At 70.7% G+C, this 10,828-nt stretch carries 17 protein-coding genes and 1 pseudogene; 14 read left to right on the forward strand and 4 right to left on the reverse strand.

Annotated features, from left to right (window positions below; genetic code table 11):
• Positions 1–64 precede the first annotated feature (64 nt).
• The gene (locus G3I65_RS00560) at positions 65–394 is read left to right on the forward strand and encodes an iron-sulfur cluster biosynthesis protein (RefSeq protein ID WP_160693708.1); all 330 of its coding nucleotides are present in this window, start codon (positions 65–67) and stop codon (positions 392–394) included.
• 10 nt (positions 395–404) lie between these two features.
• On the opposite strand, the gene G3I65_RS00565 is transcribed toward G3I65_RS00560, so the two are convergent.
• From G3I65_RS00565 to G3I65_RS56860, 4 genes and pseudogenes are all read right to left on the reverse strand, one after another.
• Positions 405–1,400 carry an RNA polymerase subunit sigma-70 gene (locus G3I65_RS00565; RefSeq protein WP_160693710.1) on the reverse strand — a complete coding sequence of 332 codons (996 nt, stop codon included), beginning with the start codon at positions 1,398–1,400 and terminating at the stop codon, positions 405–407.
• Positions 1,401–1,571: 171 nt separating this feature from the next.
• Complete coding sequence (locus G3I65_RS00570; protein WP_239070092.1) at positions 1,572–2,255, reverse strand: zinc-binding dehydrogenase; 684 nt, start codon at positions 2,253–2,255, stop codon at positions 1,572–1,574.
• Positions 2,232–2,360: pseudogene (locus G3I65_RS59000) on the reverse strand (NADPH:quinone oxidoreductase family protein); the annotation flags it as partial. The pseudogene G3I65_RS59000 and the gene G3I65_RS00570, both read right to left, overlap by 24 nt.
• Before the next feature lie 27 nt (positions 2,361–2,387).
• The gene (locus G3I65_RS56860) at positions 2,388–2,552 is read right to left on the reverse strand and encodes a hypothetical protein (RefSeq protein WP_239070094.1); all 165 of its coding nucleotides are present in this window, start codon (positions 2,550–2,552) and stop codon (positions 2,388–2,390) included.
• A 401-nt stretch (positions 2,553–2,953) separates the two neighbouring features.
• On the opposite strand from G3I65_RS56860, the gene G3I65_RS00575 reads away from it, so the two are divergent.
• The 13 genes from G3I65_RS00575 to G3I65_RS58680 all read left to right on the forward strand — a co-directional run.
• A complete protein-coding gene (locus G3I65_RS00575) occupies positions 2,954–3,895 on the forward strand; it encodes a hypothetical protein (protein ID WP_160693712.1) in 942 nt (313 codons plus the stop codon).
• 779 nt (positions 3,896–4,674) lie between these two features.
• On the forward strand, positions 4,675–5,352 hold the full coding sequence (locus tag G3I65_RS00580) for a hypothetical protein (RefSeq protein ID WP_160693714.1): 678 nt from the start codon (positions 4,675–4,677) through the stop codon (positions 5,350–5,352).
• Positions 5,353–5,357: 5 nt separating this feature from the next.
• Positions 5,358–6,329: an SRPBCC family protein gene (locus G3I65_RS00585; RefSeq protein WP_160693716.1), complete on the forward strand. Its 972-nt coding sequence runs from the start codon at positions 5,358–5,360 to the stop codon at positions 6,327–6,329.
• Positions 6,326–6,727 (forward strand): gas vesicle protein GvpJ, encoded by a 402-nt coding sequence (gene gvpJ / locus G3I65_RS00590; RefSeq protein WP_125313908.1) that lies wholly within the window; start codon positions 6,326–6,328, stop codon positions 6,725–6,727. Before G3I65_RS00585 ends, gvpJ begins: the two co-directional genes overlap by 4 nt.
• Before the next feature lies 1 nt (position 6,728).
• Positions 6,729–7,487, forward strand: coding sequence for a GvpL/GvpF family gas vesicle protein (locus tag G3I65_RS00595; protein ID WP_375336656.1), 759 nt, complete (start codon positions 6,729–6,731; stop codon positions 7,485–7,487).
• A 3-nt stretch (positions 7,488–7,490) separates the two neighbouring features.
• A complete protein-coding gene (locus G3I65_RS00600) occupies positions 7,491–7,757 on the forward strand; it encodes a gas vesicle protein GvpG (protein ID WP_160693720.1) in 267 nt (88 codons plus the stop codon).
• Between the two features lie 6 nt (positions 7,758–7,763).
• Positions 7,764–8,060 (forward strand): gas vesicle protein GvpO, encoded by a 297-nt coding sequence (gene gvpO / locus G3I65_RS00605; RefSeq protein ID WP_160693722.1) that lies wholly within the window; start codon positions 7,764–7,766, stop codon positions 8,058–8,060.
• A gap of 1 nt (position 8,061) precedes the next feature.
• Complete coding sequence (locus tag G3I65_RS00610; protein ID WP_160693724.1) at positions 8,062–8,409, forward strand: gas vesicle protein; 348 nt, start codon at positions 8,062–8,064, stop codon at positions 8,407–8,409.
• Positions 8,402–9,172, forward strand: coding sequence for a GvpL/GvpF family gas vesicle protein (locus tag G3I65_RS00615; protein WP_160693726.1), 771 nt, complete (start codon positions 8,402–8,404; stop codon positions 9,170–9,172). The genes G3I65_RS00610 and G3I65_RS00615 overlap by 8 nt, the downstream gene beginning before the upstream one ends.
• Entirely contained in the window at positions 9,169–9,363 is a 195-nt protein-coding gene (locus G3I65_RS00620) for a gas vesicle protein (protein WP_160693728.1), read from the forward strand. Before G3I65_RS00615 ends, G3I65_RS00620 begins: the two co-directional genes overlap by 4 nt.
• Positions 9,356–9,643 carry a gas vesicle protein K gene (locus G3I65_RS00625; protein ID WP_160693730.1) on the forward strand — a complete coding sequence of 96 codons (288 nt, stop codon included), beginning with the start codon at positions 9,356–9,358 and terminating at the stop codon, positions 9,641–9,643. Before G3I65_RS00620 ends, G3I65_RS00625 begins: the two co-directional genes overlap by 8 nt.
• A 67-nt stretch (positions 9,644–9,710) precedes the next feature.
• On the forward strand, positions 9,711–9,923 hold the full coding sequence (locus G3I65_RS00630) for a GlsB/YeaQ/YmgE family stress response membrane protein (RefSeq protein ID WP_160693732.1): 213 nt from the start codon (positions 9,711–9,713) through the stop codon (positions 9,921–9,923).
• 40 nt (positions 9,924–9,963) lie between these two features.
• Positions 9,964–10,828: sigma-70 family RNA polymerase sigma factor (locus tag G3I65_RS58680; protein WP_160693734.1), on the forward strand; the 865-nt coding region annotated here is incomplete at its 3' end.

Below are 10,828 nucleotides of genomic sequence, written 5' to 3' on the forward strand. Positions count from 1 at the left end.
TCCCGGTGGTCCGGAGCGGGGTATCCCGGCAGGCCAATCGAAAGGCGCGTCAGGAGGTCCGGACATGCTCATCGTGAGTGACGCTGCCGCCGAAACCGTGAAAGCCTTGACCGCCGCGGAAGAGGCGGACGACGCCGGCGGTCTGCGAATTTCGGTGGAATCGCTGGACGAGCAGGGTGCCTCGCTGGGAGTCGCGCTCGTGGCCGCTCCGGACACCGGGGACGAAGTCATCGTGTCCACCTCCGGCGCGCTGGTGTTCCTCCAGCCTGAAGCAGCGCTGTACCTCGCCGACAAGGTGCTCGACGTGCGAGATGGTCGAGACGGCGGGCTGGAGTTCGCCGTGCACGGCAAGACAGAAGAACCCCGAAACTTCGATGCGCCACGCTCGTCGTGACCCGCCGGGGTCAGTCTGTCAGCTGGGCCGGGAAGCCGAACAGGACGACCAGCGCCGGATCGTGGAACTCGACTACCCGGGAGAAGCCGGTGGCGGTCGGGGTCAGCACCACGATGCCGTGCGCCTGCAGCGCGCCGTCGGCGCCCCGGTGGTACACGGCGGCGGCGGGCTGGGCGTTGGCGGTGGTGGCGATCATCCGCCAGACGCCGGGTGCGCCCAGCACGTACGTGTCGAGCAGGCGGATGCAGTTCACCCGGCCCGAGTACCACTCGCGGAACGGCGTCGCTTCGAGCGAGGCGTCCGCACGCAGTACTTGTTCCAGCAGGCGGGCGTCGGAGCGTTCGAAGGCCGCGATGTAGCCGTCGAGCAGCGCCCGTGCCCGCTGGTCGGTCGGTTCGAGCAGGTCCTCGGGCGTCGGCTCCAGCCCGTCCAGCCGGGCGCGGGCGCGCTGTAGACCGCTCTTCACCGCCGCTGTGGTGGTGCCGAGGATCTTCGCGGTTTCGACCGCGGAGAAGGCCAGCACCTCGCGCAGGAGGAGGATCGCGCGCTGGCGGGCGGGCAGGTGCTGCAGGCTGGCGACGAGCGCCAGCCGCAGCGACTCGCGCGCGATCACCGCGGCGGCCGGATCGTCGGCGGCCGGGGCGATGAACCGGTCCGGCAACGGTTCCAGCCACGAAACCGCACCCGGCTCGACCTGGCTCGGCGGGCGATCGGATCCGTCGTCGGGACCGGCCAGGCCGGAAGGCAGCACCCGGATCCGGCGTGATTCCAATGCGGTCAGGCACACATTGGTGGCGATCTTGTAGAGCCAGGCCCGCACCGACGCACGGCCCTCGAAGCCGGCGTAGGACCGCCATGCCCGCAGATACGTTTCCTGTACCAGGTCCTCGGCCTCGTGCGCCGAACCGACCATGCGGTAGCAGTGCGCCACCAGCTCCCGGCGGAATCGCTCGGTCTCGACGGCGAACCGGTCCTGGTCCGCCGCCTCCCGCGCCTGCGCCGTCATATCGCGAGCCTAGGCCGCGGCCGGCCCACCGGATCGCTGACGGCGTCCCCGTGCCTGCTGACCATCGCTGCTCCCTCTCCGGACTGGTCCCGCCGGCCGGGACCCTTGCCCACTACGACCCGGACGCCGTCGCGAAGGAATCGAATCCCAGGTCAGCGGGCGCTCCTCCTGTCAGGGCCGGAGGGCCAGCTTGCCGACGGTCGCCCTGGCTTCAAGTTCAGCGAGGACTTTCGAGCCGTCGGCCAGGTCGTGAACGGTGGGTTGGGCGGGGGTGAGGACCCCATTGGCGATGAGAGCGGACAATTCACCCATCACTTCGCCGAAGATCCGGGGTGCGGCCTCGATCACCGTGCCGATGTTGAGGCCGATGAGGTGGACCTGGTGCCGGTAGACCAAGTCCCAGTTGGTGATCGGGGCTTCGCCACCGGCCATGCCGTAGACGACGACCCGGCCGGTGACCGGCTTGGCCGCGGACAGGCTGGCCTCGAAGGTGGCGCCACCGGCCGACTCCAGCACGAGGTCGACACCGGCACCTCCGGTCAGCCGCAGCACCTCGGCCGCGAGGTCGCCGTCGAGGGAGTCGAGGACGTGGTCGGCACCCGATGCCAGCACGGTCTCGTGCTTGCCCGGCGAGGCGGTGGCGATGACTGTCGCGCCGTAGTGCTTCGCCATGGCCACCGCGGCCTGACCGGTTGCTCCCGCTGCGGCGTGGATCAGCACTGTTTCCCGTGCGGCGACGCGGCCCAATGGCTTGAGCGCCGCCAAGGCGGTGGGCCAGTTCACCACCAGCCCCAGTGCTTGCTCGGCGGTCCAGCCGGCCGGCACCGGCAGCGCTGCGGCCGCCGGCAAGACCATGTACTCGGCGAAAGCCCCGTATCCGACGCCGACTACGCGGGCCCCCGGTAGCGGCTCGCCTCCTGCCACGACCTCGCCTGCCGCCTCGAAACCCGCGACGTACGGCGGCTGCGGACCGCCTCGGAACGTGCCCTACGCCTGCGAGATGTCGGCGAAGTTGACCCCGGCGGCGGCGACCCGGATCAGGACTTCGCCCTCGGCGGGGCTCGGTACCGGGGCGTCGGTGATCAAACGCAGGTCCCGCGGCCCCTTCAGCGAGGTCTGCTGCAGGGCGCGCATCGTGGCGGGAGTGGTCACGGCGATCAGCTCATTTCTCGGCTTGCGTCATCGCGGCCTCTTCAGCGGGCCGCGCAGTCGACCATCAAGACCGTCACCACGGCGGAAAGGGATCGGCGGCCTGGTCACCGACGCGGGTGCGCCAGGAGGGGCCGCAGTACCGCGCGAGGGCGGTACCTCTCGCTCGGCCGAGTGAAACATCTCGCCCCCACACCGGGGGATTTGTCCCCCTCCCTTGTGGAACGGCCATCGGCCGGCTATCGGGCATCTGACCAGCACCGATACGGCTCGGCAACCCCGCGAAGCGCACGGCGCGCAAGTTTGGCGCGGCGCGGGCCGGGAATGGGCTTCATCACTCGTTCGAAGCAACCCGGAAAGGCGGGAACGAGAGCCCAGTCGCGCTGGAAAGGACACCGGAACCCATGAACCCCACATCCGCGCCGATCCACCTGGCCGCGGTCGACGTCAGCGGCGGAATCTCCGACGCCTGGCGGGCCGTGGCGACGTTCGTCCCGAAACTGATCGCGTTCCTGATCGTCCTCGCCATCGGCTGGCTGGTCGCCAAGTTCGTCGCCAAGCTGGTCGACAAGGTCCTCACCCGCGTCGGGTTCGACCGGCTCATCGAACGCGGCGGCATGAAAGCCGCGCTCGAGCGTTCGTCGGTGGACGCCTCCGACATCGTCGCGAAGATCGTCTACTACGCCATTCTGCTGATCGCCCTGCAGATCGCCTTCGGGGTCTGGGGCGCGAACCCGGTGTCGGACCTGCTGACCGCCATCGTCGCCTGGCTCCCGCGGGCCCTCGTCGCGATCGTGATCATCGTCGTGGCCGCCGCGATCGCCGGCGCGGTCAAGAACCTGATCCGCGCGACCTTGTCCGGGCTGTCCTACGGCCGGGTGCTGGGCACGATCGCCTCGGTGTTCATCCTCGCCCTCGGGGTCATCGCCGCGCTGAACCAGGTCGGGATCGCCACCACCGTCACCACCCCCGTGCTGATCACCGTCCTGGCGACCGCGGGCGGGATCGCCGTGGTCGGCGTCGGCGGTGGGCTGATCGGGCCGATGCGCTCGCGTTGGGAGCAGTGGCTGGACAAGGCCGAGCACGAGATCCCCAGGATGCGTGAGCACGCCGGGCAGCAGGGCGGCACGTCCGGGCAGGCCCGCCGCCAGGCCGAGCAGACCCGGAGCGAGTTCGCGCGCGCCGCGACGCCCGCCGGTCAGCCCCAGCCGGGTCCGGCCGACGCCCAGGCGCCGACCGGCCCGATGCCCGCCGCCGGCAGGGAGAGCGGCACGGTCTACATGCCTTCCGAAGGCCGGTTCCAGACCCCGCCGCCCGACCAGGGCGGGCAACACACCCAGCGCTGACCGAGCGCGCTGCCGAGACGCCCGGTGCCTTCGTCGTGAAGGCACCGGGCGTCTCGTCGTCCTGCGGGGACCGCGTGCCACGGTCGTAGCGCGCGGGTGCCGCGTCGAGCACGCAGCACCCGCGCACCGGGGACGTGGCCCGAGCCATCACGGCGACGTCGCGTCGGGCCACGAAGCCTGGGGATGGAGTCCCCGGGATCCGGCGCGGTGAAACCGCGGTCCGTCCTGTGTGGATCGCTGGTGAGCGGGCGGTAAGGCGAAGGTTCGAGGACGGTAAACCGCTTGCCGGGCAAGGTGTTCGCCGCCTCGGGCGCGTTGGTCGCCCGGCACCCGCATGGGTTAGGCCATTTGGCCGGTTGGGCCGGGTTGTCGTCCTGGTGATCGAGACCCGTTGCCGCTGTGGGTGATCTTGGGAAGTCGTCGTAGCTCTGAGTCGTCATCGATGACGCAGACGAGAACCTAACCCCACCGGGTGAGACTGTTCGGCCGCGAAGGGCGGACCATCTGTCCGAAGTAGGCGATCGCTGCGTGACCGGACGTGCTTTTCCGGTGATCCCGCGGCGATTCGGGCAACTGGCCGGTAACTGTCCACAGTGGAGGTTGGGCGGCGGGGGTGTGGCGGGTCCGGATCTTGGTTTCTTTTGTTCCCACGGTTTTCGGGGGCGGACACCCGGGTAGCTGGAATTGGTGATGCCTGCGCACCCCGTTCGCCCCGAATTCCGTAGGTCGTGCGAGGTGCGAGTGAGCTTTTCGGACCGCCAGCGTCAGGAGGATCAGCAATGAAGCCAGGAGCGCGGATCGCCATCGGGGTGGGGGCCGGCTATCTGTTGGGACGCACGAAGAAGATGCGGCTGGCGTTGATGATCGCGGCCGCCGGTGCGACCGGGCGATCGGGCACCTCGCCGACGAAGCTGTTGCAGCACGGGCTCAAACAGCTCGGCTCCGCCCCGGAGCTGGGGAAGCTCACGGACGTCGCGCGCGACGAGCTGCTCGGCGCGGTCAAGGCGGCCGCGGTGACGGCCGCGAGTTCGCGGATCGAATCGCTCACCGAGCGCCTGCAGGAAGGCGGCCGCAAGCAGGGGAAGGATCCGGATGACGGACCCGATCGCGACGCCGCCGAAGAGGATGAGGAAACGACGAGAACCCGCCGGCGCCGGGCGCCGGAACCCGAGGAACCGGAGGAGGAAGAGCCGCCCGACGACGACGAGGAGGAGGAGGAGCCGGAGCGGCCGTCGCGCCGCCGGGCGTCCAGTGGGGACGAAAACGGTGACGAGCCGGAGCGGCCCGCGCGCCGCCGGGCGTCCAGCAAGGACGAAAACGGTGACGAGCCGGAGCGGCCCGCGCGCCGCCGGGCGACGAGCAAGCGGGCGGCCGCTTCGTCCGATGGCGATGAGCCGTCCTCACGACGGTCTCGCGCGGGTACCGGCAGGTCGCCCGTCCGCCGGGCCCGGAGGTGAACGAAATGGCCACCAAGCAGCTGAAGAGCGCCGCGGGCAAGGTCAAGGTCACCGCATCGGGCGGGGGACCGTCGACCGAGCTGACCGACGCCCTGCGGAACCTCGCGCAGACCGTCGCCGGGCGGGCGGCCGGCTCGCTGACCAAGCGGATCACGTCGGCTTCAGGTCGGCTCAACGACTACGCCGGGGGAGGCGGCGGCGGTCTGGCCGAGGCCGTCACCGGCGCGAAACCCGGGGTGAAGGGCAAAGCCGCGATGGGGGCGGTCAAAGGCGGGCTGTCCGGTCTCGCCGACAAGGTCAAAAACGCCTTCACCGGCGGAAACGGCGGTGACAAGGGCGAAAAGATCAAGCTCACCAACATCGTCGAGGAAATCGACATCGGCGCTCCCGTCGACCTCGTCTACGACCAGTGGACGCGGTTCACCGAATTCCCGCGGTTCACGAAGAAGGTCGAGAGCGTCGAGCAGGTCAGCGACGAAAAACTGGAGTGGAAGGCCCAGATCTTCTGGTCGCACCGCAGCTGGGAGGCCACGATCCTCGAACAGGTGCCCGGCGAGCGGATCGTGTGGCGCTCGAAGGGGCAGAAGGGGTACGTGGACGGCGCCGTCACCTTCCACGAGCTCGCGGCCGACCTGACCAGGGTGGTGCTGGTCCTCGCCTACCACCCGCAGGGCCTGTTCGAGCGCACCGGGAACCTCTGGCGCGCGCAGGGCCGGCGGGCCCGGTTGGAGCTGAAGCACTTCCGAAGGCACGTGATGACCGACGCGCTCCTGCACCCGGACGACGTCGAGGGGTGGCCCGGCGAAATCCGTGACGGCCAGGTCGTCGACGACGACGAGCGCGAGCCGACCGATGAGGACGATTACGACGAAGACGACAGCCTGGACGAAGAACCCGAAGAAGACGAGCCGGAACCGCCCGGACGCCGCCGCAAGGCCCGGGCGAACGCCGGCAGAGAGCGAGGGAGCACGCGATGACGACAGCCGTCCAGCCGTCCGGCGGGGGAGGCGGTCTCGATCGGCCGAGCTCGAGCAGCCTCGCCGACGTGATCGACACGATCCTCGACAAGGGCCTGGTGATCGACGCCTACGTCCGGGTGTCCCTGGTGGGCATCGAACTGCTGACCGTCGACGCCCGCGTCGTCGTGGCGAGCGTCGACACCTACCTGCGGTTCGCCGAAGCCGTGAACCGGCTCGACATCTCCGACACCGAGCAGAAAGGGCTGCCGGACCTGCTCGAGGACGTGAACCAGGGCGGCGCCAAGGCGAAGACCCGGGGCGCCCTCGAAGCGGCAGGCGACAAGCTTCGCGACCTCATCGGTGACGGCGAAGGCGAGGACCAGCCGGCGGGCCGCCGGCGAAAGGGAGGTGACTGAGGTGGCGAGCGAGACCGCCGTCTACGTCTACGGCATCGTCCCGGCGGACGTGGAAACCGACCCCGACGCACGCGGCGTCGGCGATCCGCCCGCCGCGGTCACGACCGTGCGCGGCGAACGGGTCGCGGCACTGGTGAGCGAGGTTTCCCGGGACGAGCCCCTGGGCCGGCCGGAGGACCTGACCGCGCACGCGGGCCTGCTGGACGCGGCCGCCGCCGAGGTCCCGGTGCTTCCGGTGCGCTTCGGTGCCGTGCTGCCCGACGAGAACGCCGTCGCCGAGGAACTGCTCAAGGCGAACGAGGACGAGTTCGCCGCCGCGCTGGCGGAACTCGAAGGCAAGGCGCAGTACGTCGTCAAGGCCCGGTACGTCGAGAAGGCCGTCCTGGGCGAGATCCTCGATGAGAACCCCGAACTGGCGCGGTTGCGGGACGAAATCCGCGACAAGCCGGAAGACGTGACGCGCGACCAGCGGATCGCACTGGGCGAGCAGGTCGGCAACGCCATCACGGCCAAGCGGACCGCCGACACCCAGCGGATGGCGGAGGCCCTGAACGCGCTCGGGGTGGAGATCAGCCCGCGGGAACCCACGCACGAAGAAGAGGCCGTCCACCTCGCTTGCCTGGCGGAGACGGCGAAACAAGCCGATCTCGAAGCGGCGGTGGAAGAACTCGCCCAGGACTGGCGAGGACGGGTCGAGGTGCGCCTGCTGGGTCCGCTCGCGGCGTACGACTTCGTCGTCACCCAGCGGCCGGGGGAGTAGGCGATGGGTGTGGTGGGTGCGATTCTCGGACTTCCTCTGGCTCCCGTGCGCGGCGTGCTCGCCGTGGCCGAGCTGATCCGACGGCAGGTCGACGCGGAGCTCTACCACCCCGCGTCCGTCCGCCGCGAGCTCGAGGCGGTGGACGAGGCGCGGGCCGCCGGCGAGATCTCGCCCGAGGAAGAGGCCGAAACGCAGCAGCGGGTCCTGGACCGCCTGACCGCGTCCGCGCCCCGCTCGCCCGAGCCGCGACGGAACGAAGAGGAGAGGTGATGAGCGATGGCGCCCGAGACCGGAAGTGACGCGCTTTCCGCGTCGTCCGCGGCGACGTACGCGCTGCGCTACGTCGGCGAGCTGATCACGAGCGAGCCGACGTCGGTCACCTCGGTGGAGCCGGCGGACGACGACGGCTGGCTGGTGGAGGTGGAAGTGCTCGAGGAACGCCGGATCCCGTCCTCGGCGGACATGCTCGCGCTCTACGAGGTCGAGCTGGATCCCGACGGTGCCCTGCTGGCGTACCGCCGGACCAAGCGCTACGCCCGCGGCCGGGCCGGCACCGGGAACGGGGTGAGCTGACATGACCACCGGACAGCCGGTCACCGCCCCGGCCGCGCAGCCCGGGCTCGGCGCGGCGGGCAACCACCAGCCGGCCAACCTCGGCGACATCCTCGAACGCGTTCTGGACAAGGGCTTGGTGATCGCGGGCGACATCCGGGTCAACCTGCTCGACATCGAACTGCTGACGATCAAGCTCCGCCTCGTCGTCGCTTCCCTGGAGACGGCGAAGGACGTCGGCATCGACTGGTGGGAAAGCGATCCGTGGCTGACCGGGGACGACGGCGGGGTACGCGAAGAGAACAAGCAGCTGCGGGCCCGCGTCGCCGAGCTCGAAGCCGCGTCGTCCCGGGACGAAGAAGATGGTTGAGGGGCAGGGCGTCTGGCTGTACGCCGTGACGGGGCAACCCGATCCGGCCGTCCTCGGCGAACTGACGGGCGTCGCGGCCGAGACCCCGCGGTTCGTCGAGGCGGCCGGGTTCGCCGCCGTCGTCGGTGACGTGCCGTTGAGCTCCTTCGGCGAGGAAGCGTTGCACCGCAACCTCGAGGACCTCGACTGGCTGGCCGCCGTCGCGAGGGCGCACGACTCCGTGATCGTCTCCTTGATCGACCGGGGACCGGCCATCCCGATGCGGCTGGCGACCGTCTACCACGGCGACGACCGCGTGCGGCACCTGCTCGAGTCGCGGGCGGCCGAGTTCGGCCGCGCGCTCGGCCAGGTCGCCGGGAGGACCGAATGGGGCGTCAAGATCTTCGTCGCACCGGCCCCGGAACCGGCGCCGGCCGCCGGGGGGCCGTTCCCACGCGGGGCGGGGACGGCCTACCTGGCGCGGCGGCGGGCGGCGTTGACCTCGCGCGAACGCCAAGAGCAGTGCGCCGTCGAGCAAGCGAACCGCACGCACGCCGCGCTCGCCGCCCTGGCCGACGACGCCCGGACCCATCCGCCGCAGAGCCGGGCGCTGGCCGGCGAAGACGCGCCGATGATCCTCAACGGCGCTTACCTGGTCGACAACCGGCACACCCTGCGGTTCGCCGAAGCCGTCGCGGCCTGCGATCAGGACAACGACGCGATCGTGGTGCGCCTGACCGGCCCGTGGCCGCCGTACTCCTTCTCGGTCCTGGAGGAACCATGACCCGGCCCGTACCCGCTCCGGCCGCGGCCGGACGGCAGGTCGCGCTCGTCGACCTGCTCGACCGCGTGCTCGCCGGGGGAGTCGTCGTGAGCGGCGAGCTCACCCTGTCCATCGCGGACGTCGACCTCGTGCACATTTCCCTGCGCACCCTGCTGACCTCGATCACCGCGCTCGGGCCCCGCGATGACTGAGCCGGAGAAGAACCGGATCGACGCCGATCCCGAGACGGCCGAACGCAGCCTGGTCAGCCTCGTGCTGACGGTGGTGGAACTGCTGCGGCAGCTCATGGAAAGGCAGGCGCTGCGCAGAGTCGACCACGGCGACCTCACCGACACCCAGATCGAGAAGATCGGGCAGACGCTGATGAATCTGGAAAACCGGATGGGCGAGTTGTGTGAACATTTCGGGATAGCCCACGAAGAGCTCAATCTCGACCTGGGTCCATTGGGCCCGTTGTTGCCCGAAGAATGACCGTGAACCGCGTTTCCCGGTAGCGGCCTGGGGTATTCGAAGTCATCGCTTCGCAAAGGAGTTGGCGATGACCATCGTCGGAATCATCAGCGCACTCGTCGTCGGTCTCGTGATCGGGATCATCGCCGCGCTCCCGGGGACCGCCATCGCCCGCAGCGCCGGCTACGCCGACACCCCCGGGTTCGACTGGCTGGAGCTGATCACCCAGGTCGTGCTCGCCGCCATCGGCGTCTCGCTCGCCTCTGTCGCTTATGGACGGCGCCGGAAGCTGATGCACTGACCGCCGGCCCGTCCGTCCGGGAAGGTTCGAAGGAGGCGCGGTGACCGAGGTAGCGGACCGGCCGTCCGATGCGGCTCTCGCCGAGGCGGTGCGCGGCGGTGATCTCGACGCCTACCGCGAGCTCTACACCCGGCACCTCGGCGCGGCGCGGCGCGTGGCCGCGGCAATCGCCGCCACCGAGACCGAGCGCGACGACCTGATCGCGGAAGCCTTCACCCAGGTCCTGCGGATCCTGCGCTCGGGAGGCGGCCCGGACGACGCCTTCCGGCCCTACCTCCTGGCGACCATCCGCAACACGATGATCCGCTGGCACCGGCGGGACTCGCTGGTGTCCCTGGTACCGGAGGTGCCGGACGCGGCCGCCGACGACGTGCTGGACACCAGGATGCTCGGCGCGATCGCCGCGGCCGCCTTCGCCACCTTGCCCCCGCGGTGGCGGACCGTGTTGTGGCGCACCGAGATCGACGGCGAGTCGCCGGCCGAGCTCGCGCGGCTGTTGGAGCTGACCCCGAACGGTGTCGCGGCGCTGGCCTACCGGGCGCGGGAGGGCCTGCGGCAGGCTTACCTGGACCAATACGTCGCCGCCGGCCGGAAACGCGCTTGCCGGTCCGTCGGCGGGCAGCTCGCCAAGTGGGTGCGCGGCGGGGTCACCGAGCGCCGGGCACAGCGGATCACCGCGCACTTGGACCGGTGCGCGGACTGCCGTGAGCTGGCCGCGGGACTCCGGCGGCTCAACGAGGAGCTGCCCGCCACCGTGGCCCCGCTCCTCCTCGGCCTGCCGTGGGCATCCACGGGCTCGGCCGCGTCCTCCGGCGGAGCCGCGGCGAGCGCGTCCACCGCGTCCACCGCCTCGGCTCTGTCGTGGGTCGCGGCGGTCAAGACCGCGGCCGCCGGGGCCGCCCTGG

The organism is Amycolatopsis sp. SID8362, from assembly GCF_010550475.1.
Taxonomy (GTDB): Bacteria; Actinomycetota; Actinomycetes; order Mycobacteriales; family Pseudonocardiaceae; genus Amycolatopsis; species Amycolatopsis eburnea.

Bases quoted from the DNA above. Each gene is read 5' to 3' on its own strand.
- G3I65_RS00625 (WP_160693730.1), top strand. From the start codon at position 9,356: ATGACTGAGCCGGAGAAGAACCGGATCGACGCCGATCCCGAGACGGCC.
- G3I65_RS00560 (WP_160693708.1), top strand. From the start codon at position 65: ATGCTCATCGTGAGTGACGCTGCCGCCGAAACCGTGAAAGCCTTGACC.
- G3I65_RS00570 (WP_239070092.1), bottom strand. From the start codon at position 2,255: ATGGTCTTGCCGGCGGCCGCAGCGCTGCCGGTGCCGGCCGGCTGGACC.
- G3I65_RS00620 (WP_160693728.1), top strand. From the start codon at position 9,169: ATGACCCGGCCCGTACCCGCTCCGGCCGCGGCCGGACGGCAGGTCGCG.
- G3I65_RS00585 (WP_160693716.1), top strand. From the start codon at position 5,358: ATGGCCACCAAGCAGCTGAAGAGCGCCGCGGGCAAGGTCAAGGTCACC.
- G3I65_RS00610 (WP_160693724.1), top strand. From the start codon at position 8,062: ATGACCACCGGACAGCCGGTCACCGCCCCGGCCGCGCAGCCCGGGCTC.
- gvpJ (WP_125313908.1), top strand. From the start codon at position 6,326: ATGACGACAGCCGTCCAGCCGTCCGGCGGGGGAGGCGGTCTCGATCGG.
- G3I65_RS00615 (WP_160693726.1), top strand. From the start codon at position 8,402: ATGGTTGAGGGGCAGGGCGTCTGGCTGTACGCCGTGACGGGGCAACCC.
- gvpO (WP_160693722.1), top strand. From the start codon at position 7,764: ATGGCGCCCGAGACCGGAAGTGACGCGCTTTCCGCGTCGTCCGCGGCG.
- G3I65_RS00600 (WP_160693720.1), top strand. From the start codon at position 7,491: ATGGGTGTGGTGGGTGCGATTCTCGGACTTCCTCTGGCTCCCGTGCGC.
- G3I65_RS00575 (WP_160693712.1), top strand. From the start codon at position 2,954: ATGAACCCCACATCCGCGCCGATCCACCTGGCCGCGGTCGACGTCAGC.
- G3I65_RS00565 (WP_160693710.1), bottom strand. From the start codon at position 1,400: ATGACGGCGCAGGCGCGGGAGGCGGCGGACCAGGACCGGTTCGCCGTC.
- G3I65_RS00630 (WP_160693732.1), top strand. From the start codon at position 9,711: ATGACCATCGTCGGAATCATCAGCGCACTCGTCGTCGGTCTCGTGATC.
- G3I65_RS00580 (WP_160693714.1), top strand. From the start codon at position 4,675: ATGAAGCCAGGAGCGCGGATCGCCATCGGGGTGGGGGCCGGCTATCTG.